Source organism: Methylobacterium sp. FF17, assembly GCF_025813715.1.
In the GTDB taxonomy this organism is placed as follows: domain Bacteria; phylum Pseudomonadota; class Alphaproteobacteria; order Rhizobiales; family Beijerinckiaceae; genus Methylobacterium; species Methylobacterium flocculans.
Genome location: NZ_CP107532.1, coordinates 723,129 through 735,700, shown reverse-complemented (window position 1 = coordinate 735,700; position 12,572 = coordinate 723,129). Strand labels below are relative to the sequence as shown.

Sequence of the window (12,572 nt, the reverse complement as noted above, 5' to 3'; positions counted from 1 at the left end):
GTTCCGGCGGCATGACTCTTCAGGGATCGATGCAAATATGAGAACTCCCGTGCGGATCTTCGCCGCCACGGCCGTGGCCCTCGCGGTGGGGATCGCCGTGATGGCGCACGACCGTCAGAGCGGCGCCGAATGGGCCGTTTCCCCCGAGCAGATCGCCGACGCGCGGGCCTACGGGAAGCCCGGCGTCGAGATCACTCCCGGTCGTATGGTGGTCGAGCCGCTGCCGAGCGATGAAGCGGCACGCCTGCCCGTGAAGTGGGTCCTGCTCGGCCTCGCCGCGGGGGCCGCCGTGCTTGCGGGTACGGGCCGGCGTGGGGCCACGCCCCCTTCGGGTCGGCCTTAGATCCAAGCCGTCTGGCGGCAGCCCCGGATCCGATCGCGAGACCACGACCCGTGTGCCTCGCTGCGATCGCGAACCGCGTGCTGTTCGGGCAACGATGGCTGATGCCGAAGGAGACCGATCTCGATCTGATGAACGGCGTCCTGGCCGGCCGGCGCGGTGCGCCGGAACGCGATGTTCTCATCGACGCGGTGCTCGCCAACGTCCGCGATCAGAAGGCGAAGGAAGACGCCACGCCCGACCACGTTCCCTACGACATCCATGTCATGACGGGCACCTACGTGATCGTTCAGTCGCTCTTCGACCGGCTTCCGCCACGGCCGCGGCTCAAGGCGGCATACCAGGACACGGTCTTCGTCCATCTCATGAACAACGAGGCGGCTTCGGGCTTCCAACTCTACGCCGATTACGTCTACCGGGAGCCGGACAGCCACTGGAGCGAGCGCCAGAAGCGCGAGCGGTTGTTTCGGAAAGCCGGCTGATCTGCCCCAAGGACGGGGGCGCTCCTTCGGCGCCCGTTCCGCGGTTCAGTGCCGTTCGTCCGGCATCGTCGCGAGGGCGGCCGCATCGCGCCCGACGATCGACGCGAGACTCGTCGCGCCCTCGGCCTGCATCCGCAGGAGCAGTCCGCGCTTGATCTCCGGAATCAGGCCGGGGCCCGCGTAGATGAGGCTCGAATAGAGCTGCACCAGGCTGGCGCCCGCGCGGATCTTCGTCCAGGCGGCTTCCGCCGAATCGATTCCGCCGACACCAACCAGGGGAATCCGACCGCCGACGCGCAGATGGGTCTCCGCGAGGAGGCGCGTCGCCGCCGCGAAGAGCGGCCGGCCTGACAGTCCGCCCGTCTGTGCGGCTAGGCCCGACTCGCGCAGGCTCGTCGGGCGGGCGATGGTGGTGTTCGATACGACCAGCGCCTGGACGCCCCGGCGCAGCGCCGTCGCCGTCATGGCGTCGAGGGCCTCCAGGGTGATGTCCGGCGCGATCTTGAGCAGGATCGCGGTGTCGGGCTGGGCCGCGTCACGCGCTTCGACCACCCGGGCGAGCAATTCGTCCAGAAAGGCTTCGCCCTGCAGGTCGCGCAGGCCCGGCGTGTTGGGGGAGGAGACGTTGACCGTGATGAAGTCGACCAGCGGTGCCAGCGCGCGGGTGCAGGTCACGTAATCGGCCAGCCGATCCGTGGCCTCCTTGTTCGCCCCGATATTGACGCCGATCCGGCCGGGCCGGCCCTTCCGGGCGGACAGCCGCGCGCAGACCACCGCGAGGCCCTCGCTGTTCAGCCCGAAGCGGTTGATGACCGCGTTGTCCCGCGTGAGGCGGAACACGCGGGGGCGGGGATTGCCGGGCTGCGCCTTCGGGACCACGCCGCCGACCTCGACGAAGCCGAAGCCGAGGCCGAGCAACGCGTCGGGCACCTCCGCGCCCTTGTCGAACCCGGCCGCGAGCCCGACGGGGTTCGGGAAGCGTCGGCCGAGCACCTCCACCGCGAGACGCGGATCGTCCACCGGCGGCGGGCGCAGGGGCAGGGCCGCGAGACCCCGCAGGGTCAGGTTGTGCGCGGTCTCCGCGTCGAGGCTGTGGAGCAGCGGCCGGGCCAGGGGGAACAGCGCGTTGATCACGGGAGGACTCCGGTCACCGGGGGAGGTCGGTCACGCCGGGGCGCGGTTCACGACCGCCTCGGGGAAGGCGTGGCGGCCATCCGGACCGAGGGGCAGGTCCACGACCGCGCGGACCGCCTCCAAGGGCAGGTCGGCATAGAGGTGCGGGAAGAGGTCGCCACCCCGCGAGGGCTCGTAGCGCAGGTCCGCTCCGAGGGCCTCGGCCTCCACCGAGACGAGGACGAGGTCCGGAACGCCCGCGAAATGCCGCGCGGCCGTCTCGGCGACCTGGGCAGCGGTCGAGAAATGGATATACCCGTCCGAACGGTCGATCGGCGCCCCGGTGAAGCGACCGAGCGCTTCGGCCTGCTGCCAGAGGTCGCGCGGACAAATCTTGTAGATGATCGGCATGCGGGCTCCCTAACGGGTTTCGGCAAGGCGATCAAACGTCCGAGGCCACTGATGCCTCGCCTATCATATGCGTAAGGTTCCAGGGCCGCCGCTGCAGTGTCCAGCGGATTTTCGTGGCAGAACGGGCATTGCTATCGTGGGAAATTAGTTCTACTTTCCTATTTCTAGGCTGCTCGTCTTAGCAGCGGGACGTTTTGAGCTTCAGATGTTGTCTCACGATCAGATCTGGACCGCGATCGACCGCTTGGCCGAGCGTCACGGCTTCTCGGCATCTGGTCTCGCGCGCCGGGCCGGCCTGGATGCGACCAGCTTCAACCGCTCCAAGCGGATCGGGCCGGACGGGCGCAAGCGCTGGCCCTCGACGGAATCGGTGTCCAAGGTGCTGGCCGCCACCGGGGCTAGCCTGGACGATTTCCTGCGCCTGATCGAGGCGCGGGACGGTCCGCCGCGCACCATGATCCCCCTCATCGGGATGACGCAGGCCGGCGCGGGACGCCTGTTCACCGACGAAGGTATGCCCACCGGCGGTCCCGGCTGGGAGGAGATCGAATTTCCCGACCTCGGCGGCGAGCGGGCCTTCGCCCTGGAGGTCCAGGGTGATTCGATGGCCCCGCTCTACCGGGACGGGGACGTATTGATCGTCTCGCCCAATGCCAGCGTGCGCAAGGGTGACCGGGTCGTGGTGCGGCTCGCCGCCGGCGAGGTGCTCGCCAAGGAACTCAAGCGCAAGACCGCCCGCACGATTGAGCTGGCCTCCCTGAATCCCGAGCATGCGGACCGTGTCGTCAATGTCGGAGATATCGCCTGGGTCGGCCGGGTGATGTGGGTGCGCCAGTAGAATACGCGCGGGCTGCTTTGCCGTATGCGCGGATACGGTTATGCCTTGCGGCCCGAGGGGCGGACCCGCCTCGTATCGGCGGACAGCCATGGCATCGCCCCGGATCGATCACCACGCCTCCGAGACCAAGCTGGATGCACGCGTCGCCGCGCTCCTGACGGCGTCTGCGGTGCCCGCCCTCCTGGTCGCGGCCGGGGGTGATGGGGCCCGGATCGTGCTGGCAAGCCCCTCCTTCCTCGCCCTGACGGGATGGTCGTCCGCCGAGGTCGCCGGCGCGGATGCCCGTCGCATGCTTCGGCCGGACGGAGACCGTGAGACCTGCCTCGCCCTGGCATCGGTCCTGGCCGGCGAGCGCCCGGAGGGGGCCGAGGTTCTGGCGCAGACCCGGCAGGGGGCGACCTACTGGGCGCAGGTCCTCCTCTGCCCCGTTCCCGGAACGGATCTGCGCCTCGCACAGGTGGTCGACGTCACCCGGCGCCGGGACGCGGAGGGAGCCCTGCTGCTCTCGCGCCAACGCGAGGCCCTCGGGCTCCTCACCAACAGCGTCGCCCACGAATTCAACAATTTCCTGCAGATCCTCATCGGCTACATCGATGGCCTGAAGCGCCGCCTCGGCGACCGCGAGGAGCCGTTCATCCAGCGGGCGATCCTGCGCTCCACCGATGCGGCGGAGCGGGCGACGATCCTCACCCGGCAGCTGCTCGCCTTCTCGCGCCGCATCGCACCGGATGTCCGTCCGGTCGATCTGAACCGCCTGATCGAGGACTTCGCGGCCCGGGTCGGCCCGACCCTGCCGACCCGCATCACCCTGGACGTTCGGACTGTGCCCGACCTCGCCCCCGGCCTGAGCAACCCGACCCAGGTTGAACTGGCGCTCACCCACATCGTCGCCAATGCCTGCGAGGCGATGTTCCACCCCGGTCGCATCACCATCGCGACCTTCGCGGTGCCCGCCGGGGACCGGGGACTGCAGCGTCCGGGCGACGGCGCGGTCGGCATCATCGTGACCGACGAGGGCCAGGGCATGTCGCCGGAGATGGCCGCCCGGGCGCTCGCTCCGTTCATCACCAGCCGCGAGGCTGGACGCGGCACCGGGCTCGCCATCGTCCATGGCCTGATGAAGCGCCAGAACGGGACCGTCTCCATCGATTCGAAGCCCGGGGAGGGGGCCGTCGTGCGCCTCGTCTTCCCGGCAGCGGCGCCGGTCGCAATCGACCGTCAGGCCACGAAAAGCGCTGTCTGGAAGGACTAAAACCTCCGCGCGAACGTCACCATATCAGGAGCGGCGCGTACGGCTACGCGCGCCGAGACTTCCACGTTCGTCACCAGAGGCGTCTTCATGCTCACCTCCACCACGCGTCGCAAGCGCGCCGCGTCCATCCTCGCGCTCGCCGCGACGCTGGCCCTCGCTGCGCCCGTCGTCGAGGCGCGCCCCGGTAGCGGCAGCAGCGGTGGCATGGGCTCGCGCGGTTCCCGCACCTACGCCCCGCCCGCCGCCACCACGACGGCGCCCGGCACGTCCGCGCCGATCCAGCGTTCGCAGACCCAGCCCGGCCCGGCCATGGGCAATCCCGGCATGAACACGGCCGCGCAGCCGGGTCGTCGCTTCGGCGGCGGCTTCATGGCGGGCCTTCTCGGCGCCGGCCTTCTCGGCGCGCTGCTCGGCGGCGGCTTCTTCGGCGGCCTCGGCGGCATCATGTCCTTCCTCGGCCTGCTGCTTCAGGTCGGCCTCGTCGTCATGATCGTGGCCTTCGCCGTGCGCTGGTTCCGCCGTCGCCAGGGCCAGCCGGCCGCCGCCGGCCATGCTCGCTCGAACCTCGAAGGCTCGGGCATGAACCCGGGCCCGATGGGCGGCGCTCCCCTCGGTGGCGCTCCCCTGGGCGGTGCACCCCTCGGCGGCAACGCCAATGCCCAGCCGCGCGGCCCGGTCCAGCCCCCGCAGGCGCGTCCTGTCCAGATCGGACCGGGCGACTTCGAGAGCTTCGAGATCGCCCTGAACGACGTGCAGGCCGCCTATGGCCGCCAGGACGTCGCGGCCCTGCGCAACCTCGCTACGCCCGAGATGGCCGGCTACTTCATCGAGGAACTGCGGGCCAACGAGGCGCGCGGCGTCGTGAACCGGATCTCGGACGTCAAGCTCCTGCAGGGTGACCTGTCCGAGTCGTGGGGCGAGGGCAATGCCGAGTACGCCACGGTGGCGATGCGCTACGCCATCAAGGACGTGACCCTGGACCGCCGCACGGACCGCGTGGTCGAGACCGGTGAGCCGGAGGCGCTCGAGCTCTGGACCTTCATGCGCGAGCGTGGCGGCCGCTGGGTCCTCTCGGCGATCCAGCAGGGGCGCTGAGACCCTCCGCTGAAGCGATAACAACCCGACAAGGCCGCGCGGAGCGATCCGCGCGGCCTTTCCTTTGAACGAAACGCTTCTGCCGGGATCGGAATGTTCTTCCCGGGGGACGTGGTTCTCTCTGGGAAAACCTGAGTCCGATCAGGACGCCTTCAGGGCCTGCGCCATGGCCACGAAGGCAGAAACCGGGACTTCCTCAGCCCGTGCGGTCTCGGGGATGCCGGCGGCGGCGAGCAGCCGCCCCGGATCCGGTACCGCCGCCTTGAGGCTTTGGCGCAGCATCTTGCGGCGCTGGCCGAAGGCCGCTCGGGTGATCGCCTCCAGGGCCTGGACCGAGCAGGGCAGGGGCTCGGCGCGCGGCGTCAGACGGACGATGGAGGAGGTCACCTTCGGCGGCGGCACGAAGGCCGACGGTGCCACGTCGAACAGGATGTGCGCCTCGGTGCGCCAGCCGCAGAGGACACCGAGGCGGCCGTAATTCGCCCGGTCGGACTCGTCGGCGACGATGCGCTCGGCGACCTCCCGCTGGAACATCAGCGTCAGCGAATCCCACCAGGGCGGCCAGGCCGTGCCCGCGAGCCACCGGACGAGGAGAGGCGTGCCGATGTTGTAGGGCAGGTTGGCGACGATGCGCACCGGCCCCGTGCCGATCAGCGGCACGGGATTGAAGCTCAAGGCGTCGGCATCGACCACTTCGAGGCGCCCCGGGTAATGCGCTGCGATTTCGGCGAGCGCCGGCAGGGCGCGGGGGTCGCGCTCGATGGCCACGACCCGCGCCGCGCCCTCGGCCAGGAGCGCCCGGGTGAGGCCGCCGGGGCCCGGGCCGATCTCCACCACGGTGACGCCGTCCAGGGGCCCGGCCGAGCGGGCGATCCGCCCCGTCAGGTTGAGGTCGAACAGGAAGTTCTGGCCAAGCGCCTTCCGGGGCTCCAGGCCGTGCCGGCGCACGACCTCGCGCAGAGGCGGCAGGCCGTCGGTGCTGAGGTCGCCGTCCCCGCTCACGCGCCGGCCTTCGCAGCGCGGGTGGCGAGGCGGGCGGCCAGGCGGAGCGCCGCCATCAGGCTGTCGGGGCGGGCGATGCCCTTTCCGGCGATGTCGAAGGCGGTGCCGTGATCCGGCGAGGTCCGGATGAAGGGCAGGCCGAGGGTGACGTTGACGCCCTCGTCGAAGGCGATGGTCTTGATCGGAATCAGGGCCTGATCGTGCGTGGGGGTCAGGGCGACGTCGTAGCCGGCCCGTGCGCGTTCGTGGAACAGGGTGTCGGCGGGCAGCGGACCCCGAATGTCGATGCCCTCGTTCTGCAACTGCATCACGGCCGGTTCCAGCACGTCGCGGTCCTCGTGGCCCATGGTACCGTTCTCGCCCGCATGGGGGTTGAGGCCGGACAGGACGAGGCGCGGATGGGCCAGGCCGAAGCGGTGGCGCAGGTCATGGGCGACGATGCGGGCCGTACGGACCACGAGGTCCTGCGTCAGGAGTTCGGGCACGCGGCGCAGGGCGACGTGGATGGTCACCGGCACCACCGCAAGGGACTCGCTCCACAGCATCATCACCGGCAGGGGCGGGGCCGCGCCGGGATCGGCGGCGAGGTGCGCCAGGAACTCCGTGTGTCCCGGATGCGCGAAGCCGACCTCGGTCAGCACGTACTTGGCGATGGGGTTGGTCACAAGAGCCGACGCGGTTCCTGCCCGGACCAGGTCTACCCCGGCGGTGATCGATTCGAGGATCGCACCCGCATGTGCGGTGTCCGGACGCCCGGCGACCGCGTCGACCCGCATGCCGCTCGGCAGCGACATCACCGGCAGCGCCCGCGGGAAGACCTCTTCGGCGAGGTCGGGCCCCACATCGGCGACCGGCACCTGCAGGTTCATCTCGCTGGCGCGACGCTCGATGAAGCCGGGGTCGCCGATCAGGAAGAAGGGCGGCAGGCCCGGCCCGGCATCGCGCAGGCGCCAGGCCAGCAGGGCGAGTTCCGGCCCGATCCCGGCGGGATCCCCGAGGGTGAGGGCGATCGGCGCGTGCGGGCTACTCATCGCGGGCCTCCCCGGCCGGGATCGCGGAACCGCCTCAACGGACCGTCGAGATGCCGTCGGCGGTGACCGCGGTCCCGAGGTTCTGGCGGAAATCGGCCTCGCCCAGCGTCTTGAGTTCGAGGCGCAGCAGCACGGTCCGGTTGCGCTCGCTGGTCCCGAGGGCCGCAGCGGTGGGCGAGACGATGTAGTTCACTGAGACCGTCGTGCATTCGTCCTGGTAGCCGCCACCGATGCTCATGCCCGAAAGGTAGAACCGGCCCGGATTCGAATAGACCGGTGCGTCGCCGACCGGATTCGCCAAGTAGGCGGCGTAAGCGGTTTTGTAATTGTCCCGCACGTCGAGGTAGTGCGACATGTCGATCAGGGCTGAGCCCGTGAGGAACCAGTTCGGCGTCACGTGGTAGGTCGCCGAGGCGGTGAGACCCTCGCGGCGGTTGGCGAAGCCGAGGGCGGGCTGGGCTTTATAGTAGGAATAGAAGGCCGACAGGTCGATCGGCGCGAAGGGGGAGAGCCGGGCGATGACGCCGGTCTCGAGCCGGTTCACGCCGAGATCCGCCTGGTCGAAGCGACCGCGCGTGATGAAGGTGATGTTCTGGTTCGGCGAGACCTGGACCCGGCCGACGAAGTCGGAGCGGCGGTTCTCCAGGCCCGAATCGAGGCCGACATTGGCGATGTCGCCCCGCCGGAACGAGTTCACGCCCGCGATCTGGATCGACTCGCCGAACATGGCGTTCGCGTACCATCCGGCGGGCGTCACCACCGAGTATTGGGCCCCGAGATTCGTGCGCACGCCGCCCTCGACGCGGTCGTAGCCGGAGAACTTGTCCCACTCGAACAGCGAGGTGTCGTCGAAGATCAGGCTCTGGGCGTCCTCGTTGGGCAGCCGGCCGATATGGGTCTCGCTCGGACGCGCGATGACCTGGGCGATCGGCTCGATGGTGTGGACGCCGAGGGGCCCGAAATTGCTGACGAACGGATAGCGGTAGTCGATCCCCACCGCCGGCAGCACGCGGCCGGAGAAGTCGGCATCCTGCCGCGCGATGTTCTGCACCAGGGCGTTCTGGTAGCCGGAATTGCGCGGGTCCACGAAGAACGCGTCGGTGCGCAGGTAGACGAAGGGCGTGAAGACCTGGCCCGCATCGTCGATGAAGGAGCGGCGCCAGGAGACCTGCGCCGAGGCGCGCGTGTTGGTGCCCGCGAGCCCGCGCACGATGCATTTGCCGCGCTCGAAGACCGTGCAGGTGTCGTAGAGGTTGTAGGTGCGCCCGTTCACGGTCGGCCGGAGCAGGTAGCCCGTGGGGCTCTGCACCGCTTGGAAATCCGTGGCCTCACGGGTGAGGCTGGTGATGTTGGCCTCGAAGCGGACCTCGCCGCCCAGCGGAGCCGGGCCATTGATGCGCTTGTCGTAATCGATCACCGGAGCGACGAAGGGCTGCTCCTTCTGCCAGTCGAAGCTCGACAGGCCCTTGAAGTAGTAGCCGCGCGCCTCGAACCACGAGCGGTCGCCCTGGCCGATCAGGTAGGCCGTCGAGACCGCCTCACGGAAGTAATCCGAGGTGATGCTCTGGTTGCGGATGCGGTAATTGTCGAGGAACCACTTGTCGGTCACACCGACGACGTCCCAGCCGGTGCGCCAGCGGTCGTTGATGTAGAACTGGCCCTTGGATTCGACCGCCCCGCGGAAGTCGCGGTCGCCCGCGCCGAGGGGGCCGGGCAGGAACGCGCTCGGCGTGGTCTGGAAGATGCCCGACAGGCGCAGGTTGTACGAGCCCGTCTCCAGGCGATGGCGGAACTCGGCCTGGCCGAGGATGCCCTGGTTGCTCAGGAAGGCGGGGGAGAGCGTGAGGTCGTAGTTCGGCGCGAGGTTCAGGAAGAACGGCGTCGCCACTCCGGAGCCGAGCGCCGTCGAGTTGAGGAAACGCGGCGTCAGGAAGCCGGTCTTGCGCTTCACCGTCGGGTCGGCGGTCTCGAAATACGGCAGGTAGGCCACCGGGATGCCGGCGATCTCGAGGGCCGATTCCTCGAACGCGACCGTGTGGGTCTCGTTGTTGTGGATGATCTTGGTGGCGCGGATCTGCCAGAGCGGCGGCGTCTCCGGGTTGTTCTTGCACGGCTCGCAGGCGGTGTAGGTGCCGTATTCGAAGCTCGTGGTGTCACCCTCGATCCGCTCGGCGCGGGGCGCCGAGAAGCGGGTGCGGACGGGCTGGCCGTTCAGCTCCACGGTCTGCTGCACGCGCAGGGCGTCGATGAAGCCGCTCTTGAAGTCGTCGGTCAGCTCCATCTTGTCGCCGGTCAGCACGGCGCCGTCGGCCTGGGTCAGGCGCACGTTGCCCTGGGCGAAGACGCGGCTGGCGCCGCGGTCGTAGGTGACCCGGTCGGCCTGAAGCACGCGCGGGCCGTAATGCAGCTCCGCGTTGCCGCGCGCCGTCACCGTGTTGCGGTCGTTGTCGTAGATCAGCTCCGCGGCCTCCACGAGGAGGCGGTCGGCGGGCTTCGGAGCCGCAGCGGCCTTCGGCGCGGCGCCGGCCTTCGGACCCGGCTGGGCGAGCGCGCGACCACCCGACCCGGCCGTGGCGGCCGTGAGCAGCACCACGAACCCCGTGGTCAGCGCGATGTCGGTGACCCTACGCAACGCCCGTCCCAACTCCTGCCCAGGCCCCCGCCCCGTACGCTTCCGCGAGTCCGACATCAGCCGTCCTCCTGATAGAGAAGCGTGAGCGTACCGAGGAGACTCCCTACCACGGCCGGGAACCACGCCGCCACAGCCGGCGTCACGATTCCCGAGGCACCGAGGCCTTCCAGCACCTGTCGGGCGACATACAGCACGAACCCCGCCGCGACGCCGCCCAGCACCAGCTTGCCCACGCCACCAAAGCGGAAGAACCTTAAGGAAACGCTGGCCGCCACCAGCACCATGGCGAGGAACAGGAGAGGTCGCGCCAGCAGGACGTCGTATTGCAGCCGGTAGCGGGTGGCATCGAGACCGGCCCGCTCGAAGCGCGCGATGGTCGCCGGGAGTTGCCAGAAAGGCACGGATTCCGGCGGCGTGAAGCGCTGGCGGACCTGAGAGGGCACCAGTGTCGAGGCGATCAGGTAGGTGTCGAAACTCTCGGCCGGCTGGCCCTGGGCCATCACGCGGGCCTGGGTCAGCTCCCAGTAGCCGTCGTGCAGGGTCGCCCGGCCGGCCTCGATCTGCGCGACGAAGGTGCCCGCGTCGTCGAAGGTGAAGACCGAGACGCCCGCCAGCGAGGTGGTGCCCTCGATCGCCGTATCCGCCCGGATGATGGCCTGCCCGTCGAGGCTGCGCTGGCGGATCCACAGGTCCTTGCCGGAATTGGCCTTGGTGGAGCGGGAGAAGATCTTCGCCTCGATCTCGGTGGAGCGCTGCTTCATCAGGGCCGAGACAGGATTGTAGACGCCGACTGCGAGCGCCCCGATCGCCAACGCAACGAAGGCGCCGGGCTGCAGGAATTGCCAGGCCGAGATGCCCGCCGCCCGCGCCACCACGAGTTCGAGCTTGCGCGAGAGCTGAAGCAGGGCCGCCATCGAGCCGAACAGGATCGCGAAGGGTAGTACGCCCTCGGCCACGGCGGGTGTGCGATACAGCGAGAGCTGCGCCATCAAACCTGTGGACGCACCCTCCGCGTCGCCCGCGCGGCGCAGCAACTCGACGAAATCGAGGGTGTAGACGAGGGTGAAGACGGTGAGGAACACGCCCAGGACCGTGCGCACGAAGCGCATGGCGAAGTAGCGGCCCAGCGTCGCGCCGATCAGCATGCGCGCCCCCGGCTCACGACGTACCGAGGCGCGGGCGCCGGCCGAGACGCCCGGTGAGCGCGGCCGTGGCCTGTGCGGACCAGGCTCGCAGGACCGGGCCGTGGAAGATGATGAGCGCCGAGACCAGGATCGCGAGGAGCGGCACGGCATAGATCGCGACCACCGCGCCAGGGCTGCGCGCGGCGGCGCTGGAGGCCGCGAAGCCCCCGATCCGCACGATCACCACGGCGATCACGGCGCCGGCCACCGCGAGGCCGCGGCCCTGCCGGGTGGTGCGCGGGTCACCGAGCGCCGCGAAGGCGATGAAGGTCAGCGCGAGGGGATAGAGCCAGGAGGACAGGCGGTCGTGCAGCTCCGCCCGGAAGCGGCCCTTCTGCTGCCGGTAATAGGTATCGCTCGTATCCGGGAACAGGAGCTGCGTCGTGGCGCGCTCGCGGGGCTTGTAGACCAGTTCGGCATCCGGCGGGGTGAAGGCGGCGAGATCCACGGTGTAGCGCTCGAAGGTGATGATCGAGGCGTCGCGGGAATCCTTCTGCTGCCGGTGCACGCTGCCCTTCTCCAGGGCGAGGTAGCTCTGGCCGCCATAGTCCATCGCCTGGCCCCGCTCGGCGAGGTAGACCACCGATTTGCCCGGCTCGCGCTTGTCCTGGATGAACAGGCCGAGCAGCGCGCCGCCGGGGCCGCGCTCGCGGAAGTGGAAGGTGATGCCGCTGTCGAGGCTGGTGAACTGGCCCTCCTTGACGACGTTGGCGATGAAGTCGCCCCGCACCCGGGTGAGCACGTCGCGCAACTCCTGGAAGGAGGAGGGCATCACCTGGATGGTGAGGAAGGCCACGGCGAGGCTCACCGCGAGGCCGAGGCTGAGGAACGGGCGCAGGATCCGCCTCGGCCGCATGCCGGCGGCGGACATCACGATGAGTTCGGAATCCCCGTTCAGCTTGTTCAGGGCGTGGACCACTGCGATGAACAGCGCCACGGGGGCGATCACGGTGATCAGGGTCGGGAGCGACAGCCCGGTGATCAGGAAGAAGATGACCAGGGTCTGGCCCTTGGCCGTGATCAGGTCGAGTTCGCGCAGGGCCTGCGTCACCCAGATCGTGCCGGTCAGGCCGATCAGGCAGGCCAGGAACGCACCGAGCGCGATTCTGAAGATGTAGCGCTCGATCTGCGTCATGGGTTCTCGTGGATCGGCGTCCCGCGGATTGCCCCCCGCATCGCCCCGGCGGAGTCT

12 protein-coding genes are annotated in these 12,572 nt (G+C 69.6%); 5 read left to right on the top strand and 7 right to left on the bottom strand.

The annotated features are described in order from the left end of the window. Positions 1–49: 49 nt before the first annotated feature. Together OF380_RS03280 and OF380_RS03275 are read left to right on the top strand one after the other, a co-directional pair. Positions 50–343 carry a hypothetical protein gene (locus OF380_RS03280; protein WP_264049359.1) on the top strand — a complete coding sequence of 98 codons (294 nt, stop codon included), beginning with the start codon at positions 50–52 and terminating at the stop codon, positions 341–343. A 50-nt stretch (positions 344–393) separates the two neighbouring features. Next, positions 394–822 carry a hypothetical protein gene (locus OF380_RS03275; protein WP_264049358.1) on the top strand — a complete coding sequence of 143 codons (429 nt, stop codon included), beginning with the start codon at positions 394–396 and terminating at the stop codon, positions 820–822. 45 nt (positions 823–867) lie between these two features. Here OF380_RS03275 and OF380_RS03270 read toward each other — a convergent pair whose 3' ends face one another. Further along, the gene (locus tag OF380_RS03270) at positions 868–1,956 is read right to left on the bottom strand and encodes a quinone-dependent dihydroorotate dehydrogenase (protein ID WP_264049357.1); all 1,089 of its coding nucleotides are present in this window, start codon (positions 1,954–1,956) and stop codon (positions 868–870) included. A 30-nt stretch (positions 1,957–1,986) separates the two neighbouring features. Continuing rightward, positions 1,987–2,346, bottom strand: a complete 360-nt coding sequence (locus tag OF380_RS03265) for a DUF952 domain-containing protein (protein ID WP_264049356.1) — start codon at positions 2,344–2,346, stop codon at positions 1,987–1,989. Between the two features lie 205 nt (positions 2,347–2,551). On the opposite strand from OF380_RS03265, the gene OF380_RS03260 reads away from it, so the two are divergent. The 3 genes from OF380_RS03260 to OF380_RS03250 all read left to right on the top strand — a co-directional run bounded on the left by OF380_RS03260 (position 2,552) and on the right by OF380_RS03250 (position 5,531). Beyond that, a complete protein-coding gene (locus tag OF380_RS03260) occupies positions 2,552–3,184 on the top strand; it encodes a S24 family peptidase (RefSeq protein WP_264049355.1) in 633 nt (210 codons plus the stop codon). Positions 3,185–3,272: 88 nt separating this feature from the next. Beyond that, the gene (locus OF380_RS03255) at positions 3,273–4,436 is read left to right on the top strand and encodes an ATP-binding protein (RefSeq protein ID WP_264049354.1); all 1,164 of its coding nucleotides are present in this window, start codon (positions 3,273–3,275) and stop codon (positions 4,434–4,436) included. 87 nt (positions 4,437–4,523) lie between these two features. Further along, positions 4,524–5,531 carry a TIM44-like domain-containing protein gene (locus OF380_RS03250; protein ID WP_264049353.1) on the top strand — a complete coding sequence of 336 codons (1,008 nt, stop codon included), beginning with the start codon at positions 4,524–4,526 and terminating at the stop codon, positions 5,529–5,531. 141 nt (positions 5,532–5,672) lie between these two features. Here OF380_RS03250 and rsmA read toward each other — a convergent pair whose 3' ends face one another. The 5 genes from rsmA to lptF are packed head-to-tail and all read right to left on the bottom strand — an operon-like array spanning position 5,673 to position 12,515. Next, positions 5,673–6,533, bottom strand: a complete 861-nt coding sequence (gene rsmA / locus OF380_RS03245) for a 16S rRNA (adenine(1518)-N(6)/adenine(1519)-N(6))-dimethyltransferase RsmA (RefSeq protein WP_264049352.1) — start codon at positions 6,531–6,533, stop codon at positions 5,673–5,675. After that, positions 6,530–7,564: a 4-hydroxythreonine-4-phosphate dehydrogenase PdxA gene (gene pdxA, locus OF380_RS03240; protein ID WP_264049351.1), complete on the bottom strand. Its 1,035-nt coding sequence runs from the start codon at positions 7,562–7,564 to the stop codon at positions 6,530–6,532. Before pdxA ends, rsmA begins: the two co-directional genes overlap by 4 nt. Before the next feature lie 34 nt (positions 7,565–7,598). Next, positions 7,599–10,196: an LPS-assembly protein LptD gene (locus tag OF380_RS03235; RefSeq protein ID WP_404810532.1), complete on the bottom strand. Its 2,598-nt coding sequence runs from the start codon at positions 10,194–10,196 to the stop codon at positions 7,599–7,601. Positions 10,197–10,252: 56 nt separating this feature from the next. Then, positions 10,253–11,341, bottom strand: a complete 1,089-nt coding sequence (gene lptG, locus OF380_RS03230) for an LPS export ABC transporter permease LptG (protein WP_264049349.1) — start codon at positions 11,339–11,341, stop codon at positions 10,253–10,255. A 13-nt stretch (positions 11,342–11,354) separates the two neighbouring features. Then, positions 11,355–12,515, bottom strand: coding sequence for an LPS export ABC transporter permease LptF (lptF, locus tag OF380_RS03225; protein WP_264049348.1), 1,161 nt, complete (start codon positions 12,513–12,515; stop codon positions 11,355–11,357). Positions 12,516–12,572: the final 57 nt, after the last annotated feature.